We start from the raw sequence: 4,138 nt of genomic DNA, 5'->3' as shown, positions 1-4,138 counted from the left end.
GAAGTTCCTACAGCTTTAATCATGCATAAGCCAGTACTGAAGAGTAATCCGGGGACTATTAAGAATCCTCCGCCTATTCCGAAGAAACCTGAAGCAAAACCTACCGCAAATCCGACCGGAATAATTTTAGCAAAGTTAATTCTTCTTAAAGATTCAATTAAGCCTTGCGAATTGGTGTTAGGTTCTATTACTTTAGCACTCTTAGGTCTATCCTTTCCTTTGTAAACCATTATTGCTATTACAATCATTAAAATTCCGAATAAGAAAAGCAAGAGCCCTCCGTGAATTAACAGCCCAACTCTAGCACCGGTGTAAGTTCCTAATATTCCCGGTATTGTAAACGCTATTCCCTCTACAATCCTTACGTTTCCCTTTCTCCAGTGGATAAAAGCATTTATATATGCGTTTAATCCTACAGCGAGTGCTGTAGTCCCAATCACTACGTGGTCTATATAGTTAGAGTTCACCCCGGGTAAATACGCTAGACCTACAAAGTAGAGGAGTAGGGGTATTGCTAGTATAGAACCTCCTCCTCCTATTAGCCCTAAACTGAAGCCCACTAGAAATCCTGAGATTACCGAGAGCACGTATTGGAGTAAGGTGAGCTCAAGCATAAGTGAGTTATTATTTTTTTTAGTTAAAAAAGTTTAGTTTAAACAAAAACAACTATTCAATCGAACTTGATTATAAAGATTGACAAAGGAGAAGTGAAACAGACATAAAGTAGTCTAAATTCAAGGTAGAGGTTGAAATATAACATTTTTAACTTTTCATAAGGAGGTTTTAACTAGAGTAGTCGTTGAATTTTTTAATAAGTTAAATTACTTTACTCTAATTATTTATTTTAGTTTCGAAATGCTTAAACAACTGTCCGCATTTTAATACTCTTAATCCAAATAATTAGATTAAGTCTTATATACTTTATTAAGATTATTTATTTTATGAAATCAAATATCTCAAAATACTACACAATAAGGAAAAGTGACTGGTGCAGTACTGGGTATGGACTATACGAGTGCGAGGGAGATAAATGCAGGCTTATAGCTTGTACTATACCATCCTCGTTATCGACTGCGATAGACTTAAGCTTTTATACAAAAATTGCTAAAAGTTAATTCCCTTTTTAAAGTTCTGATATTTTTTCAATTTATATTTAATTAAGGTAATTTTTATAATTTATATTGTAATTTAAATTTTGTTAAGCTGATTAACACTGTTAATTAAATAGTGATCAAAGACTCTCTGAAAAACGTTTATAATCCCCTTATCATATTCATGACTATGCAGACTATAATAGTAGTAGATATGAGTCAAAAAGACTTAGAGGAAGTTAGAAATAAGTCTAAAGAGTTGCTTAAAAAATTGAAAAGAAATGAAACTCTTATTCTAATGAGTGATGTAGATATATCCTACTTGTTCAGGGGGTATGAAGTTGAGAAGGCTAAAGAAGACGGAATTTGGATAATCAGTGTAAAGAGAAACTGACCGTTCGATAAGATATAACGTTTATAACATGCGTTTTTCTTATGTCTCATGATGCATATCGTTAAAAATGCTAAACTTCTTAACGGTAGAAAAGTCAGCATAGGAATTGAGAACGGGATAATCACATGTGTAGGGGAATGTAAAGGAGAAGAACTCGTTGACGCTGGAGGTAAGCTAGTTATACCTCCTTACTTTAACATGCACTTCCACCTTGATAGTGTTTTCCTTCCGGTACAAAACATTAGCGGGACTCTTTGGGAGGGTATAAGAATATGGAAAGACATTAAAGGAAAACTAACTGAAGACGACGTGATAAAGAGAGCGACGACAGCTGTGAAACTCATGGTAGCTTACGGGACTTTATGGATCAGGAGTCATGCAGACATAACGGAAAAGGAGTTTAAAATATTAAGAGCTCTATTGAAAGTTAGAGAAGAACTAAAGAAAATAGCGGACATTCAAATAACGGCTTTTCCCCAAGACGGGATATACGCCGACAAGGGTAACGATGAACTGCTTTACAAAGCTGTAGAACTAGGTGCGGACAACGTAGGTTTGATCCCTCACAATGAAATAACACGAGAAGACGGAGTAAAGTCAATAGATCTAGCCTTTAACATAGCCAAAGAGTTTAACAAAGATGTGGACGGTCACATTGACGAAACTGACGACCCCAACTCAAGGTATTTAGAGGTTGTGGCTAAAAAGACAATAGAGAGCAATTGGTTTAACAGGGTCACTGCAGGACACGTTACAGCAATGCATAGCTGGGATAAGGCATATAGGTATAGGATTTTACCCATTGTTTCAAAGGCTAGAGTTACAGTAATACCGAACCCCCTTATAAATGCTGTACTTCAAGGGAGGCTAGATGAATATCCTAAGAGAAGAGGAATGGCGCCTATTAGGGAACTGCTTGATCACGGAGTGAACGTAGCTTTGGGGCATGACTGTATTATGGATCCTTGGTATCCTTTAGGAAGCGGTAATATGTTACAAGTACTGTTTATGGCAATTCATTTAGATCAACTTACAAGTTTTGACGAGTTGAGGAATTCGATAAATCTGATAACTTATAACGCAGCTAGAGCTTGGAGAACGGAATATGGTATAGAAGAAGGCAAAAAGGCGAACTTATTAGTCACTAATGCTGAAGACGAAATTGACCTCTTAAGGTTCATGGAGCCTCCGAGATACGTAATAAGGGAAGGAGAGATTATAGCCAAGGAGGGTAAGTACGTACTTATGAACGGAAAATGGGAAGAAGTGAAAAGGAAACCATGACTCAGGAAGGCCAGGTGAAGTCACCGAATCTTATACTGGCGATGTCATCATTCAAGTTTATTATTCTGACGTGGAAACAATTAATTTTTTTGCTACATGTACATTGACGGCCTGATCCCCTTGTTCATTAAGTGTAAATCTATCGGGTCTGTCAGTTTTTCAGCCAATGAGTATGCATAACTTGTCTTGCCGAACTTTTGGGCTATTATTTCAGTAGTAATTTTTCTCACCTCTCTTTCGTCGGCAATTCCTACTAAGTGCAAGTATTCATGGAGTAAAACTACATATAAATACTCTCTCGATTTAATGGGGTCATTTTTAACTAAGCCGAATGGTATTGAATTTAAATATATAGTATAATCATTAGCTTTAACGTAACCTAATATTGTGGGGTTATAGGGCATCAGCTTGACGGAAGCATTAGACCTTTTACCTAAGCGTCTGTAGACGTCTTCAGCTATTTCATCTAATATAATGGAAAAAGCGTCAGGCATAGTATAAACTCTCACACAAAGCATAAAGTTGTTTGTTCTAAATACCCTGTTTAACCAAAGTCAGTCTTTACAGTTGTAAACTCTTCAGAACAAACAACTTTAGCTAGCTTGTCAGGCTCTGAAAAGTACTTTATATCGACTACTGCCCTATCGTCGAAGTGACGTGGATAAGCCTTCCGTAGTTCGTCCGTAGGCATCCTTGTGTCGACCAGAACGAATGTGGGCTTTCCCATGGCATAAGCCATTGCGATTTCTATTAGCGTACCTACTCCTCCGCCTAACGATACTAGGACATCTGATGAACGGACGAGCATAACCGACCTGCATCTGTATTCACATCCAGTATTTACTCTAATCACTTCTGATGGGATTTTTACGTCTTCCCTTTCCACAGGTAGGAACATTACAACTTGTAAACCTCTTGAAATTGCCTCATCAGCAATTACCTTCATAAGTCCCCAATAACCGCCCAGCAATATTCTGGGTTTACAAGTTAGCGATTCGATAAACCTTTTCGCTTTCTCTTCGGCTTCTTTAGAAGGTATTGAACTGTGGACTGCAATTCCTAATTGCATAAGTACCAAGAAGAAATGAACAAAAAACTTACATAAAAATTAACTTTAATTTTTTCTATTCAATTTAGTCTACTACAACTTTAGGAGTTTCTATAATTTCAGCTTCTCTCCTCTTCCTACTACTCATTATCTTGGTAATTGTATTGCTTTCTTGTTTTTCCTGTTGTATTACTTGTTGCATAGTGTATTCTCATCAAGAATATTTATAAACTTTTTCAATTAAGAAAGCTTACTTTTCGTTATCATCGAGTGTTTTCTCTCCGGTCAAAGTAGAATAGAGAAGGTCAGGATTTAGGATCT

General features: G+C 36.8%; 6 protein-coding genes. 3 read left to right on the top strand and 3 right to left on the bottom strand.

The features are described from left to right. Window positions 1–614: TSUP family transporter (locus WIW89_RS10340; RefSeq protein ID WP_337720703.1), on the bottom strand; the 614-nt coding region annotated here is incomplete at its 3' end. A 327-nt stretch (window positions 615–941) separates the two neighbouring features. On the opposite strand from WIW89_RS10340, the gene WIW89_RS10335 reads away from it, so the two are divergent. From WIW89_RS10335 to WIW89_RS10325, 3 genes are all read left to right on the top strand, one after another. Next, window positions 942–1,115, top strand: a complete 174-nt coding sequence (locus WIW89_RS10335; protein WP_337699970.1) for a hypothetical protein — start codon at window positions 942–944, stop codon at window positions 1,113–1,115. Window positions 1,116–1,281: 166 nt separating this feature from the next. Continuing rightward, a complete protein-coding gene (locus tag WIW89_RS10330) occupies window positions 1,282–1,485 on the top strand; it encodes a hypothetical protein (RefSeq protein WP_337709058.1) in 204 nt (67 codons plus the stop codon). Between the two features lie 51 nt (window positions 1,486–1,536). Continuing rightward, window positions 1,537–2,769, top strand: a complete 1,233-nt coding sequence (locus WIW89_RS10325) for an amidohydrolase family protein (RefSeq protein ID WP_337720702.1) — start codon at window positions 1,537–1,539, stop codon at window positions 2,767–2,769. A gap of 92 nt (window positions 2,770–2,861) precedes the next feature. Here WIW89_RS10325 and WIW89_RS10320 read toward each other — a convergent pair whose 3' ends face one another. Both WIW89_RS10320 and WIW89_RS10315 read right to left on the bottom strand, forming a co-directional pair. Next, the gene (locus WIW89_RS10320; protein WP_337720701.1) at window positions 2,862–3,278 is read right to left on the bottom strand and encodes a hypothetical protein; all 417 of its coding nucleotides are present in this window, start codon (window positions 3,276–3,278) and stop codon (window positions 2,862–2,864) included. A 35-nt stretch (window positions 3,279–3,313) separates the two neighbouring features. Beyond that, on the bottom strand, window positions 3,314–3,838 hold the full coding sequence (locus tag WIW89_RS10315) for an LOG family protein (RefSeq protein ID WP_337700073.1): 525 nt from the start codon (window positions 3,836–3,838) through the stop codon (window positions 3,314–3,316). Between the last annotated feature and the right edge of the window lie 300 nt (window positions 3,839–4,138).

This window comes from Stygiolobus sp. CP850M, from assembly GCF_037389425.1.
GTDB lineage: Archaea > Thermoproteota > Thermoprotei_A > Sulfolobales > Sulfolobaceae > Stygiolobus.
Note: the sequence above shows the minus strand (reverse complement) of the source record. Positions and strands in the feature narration are given on the sequence as shown.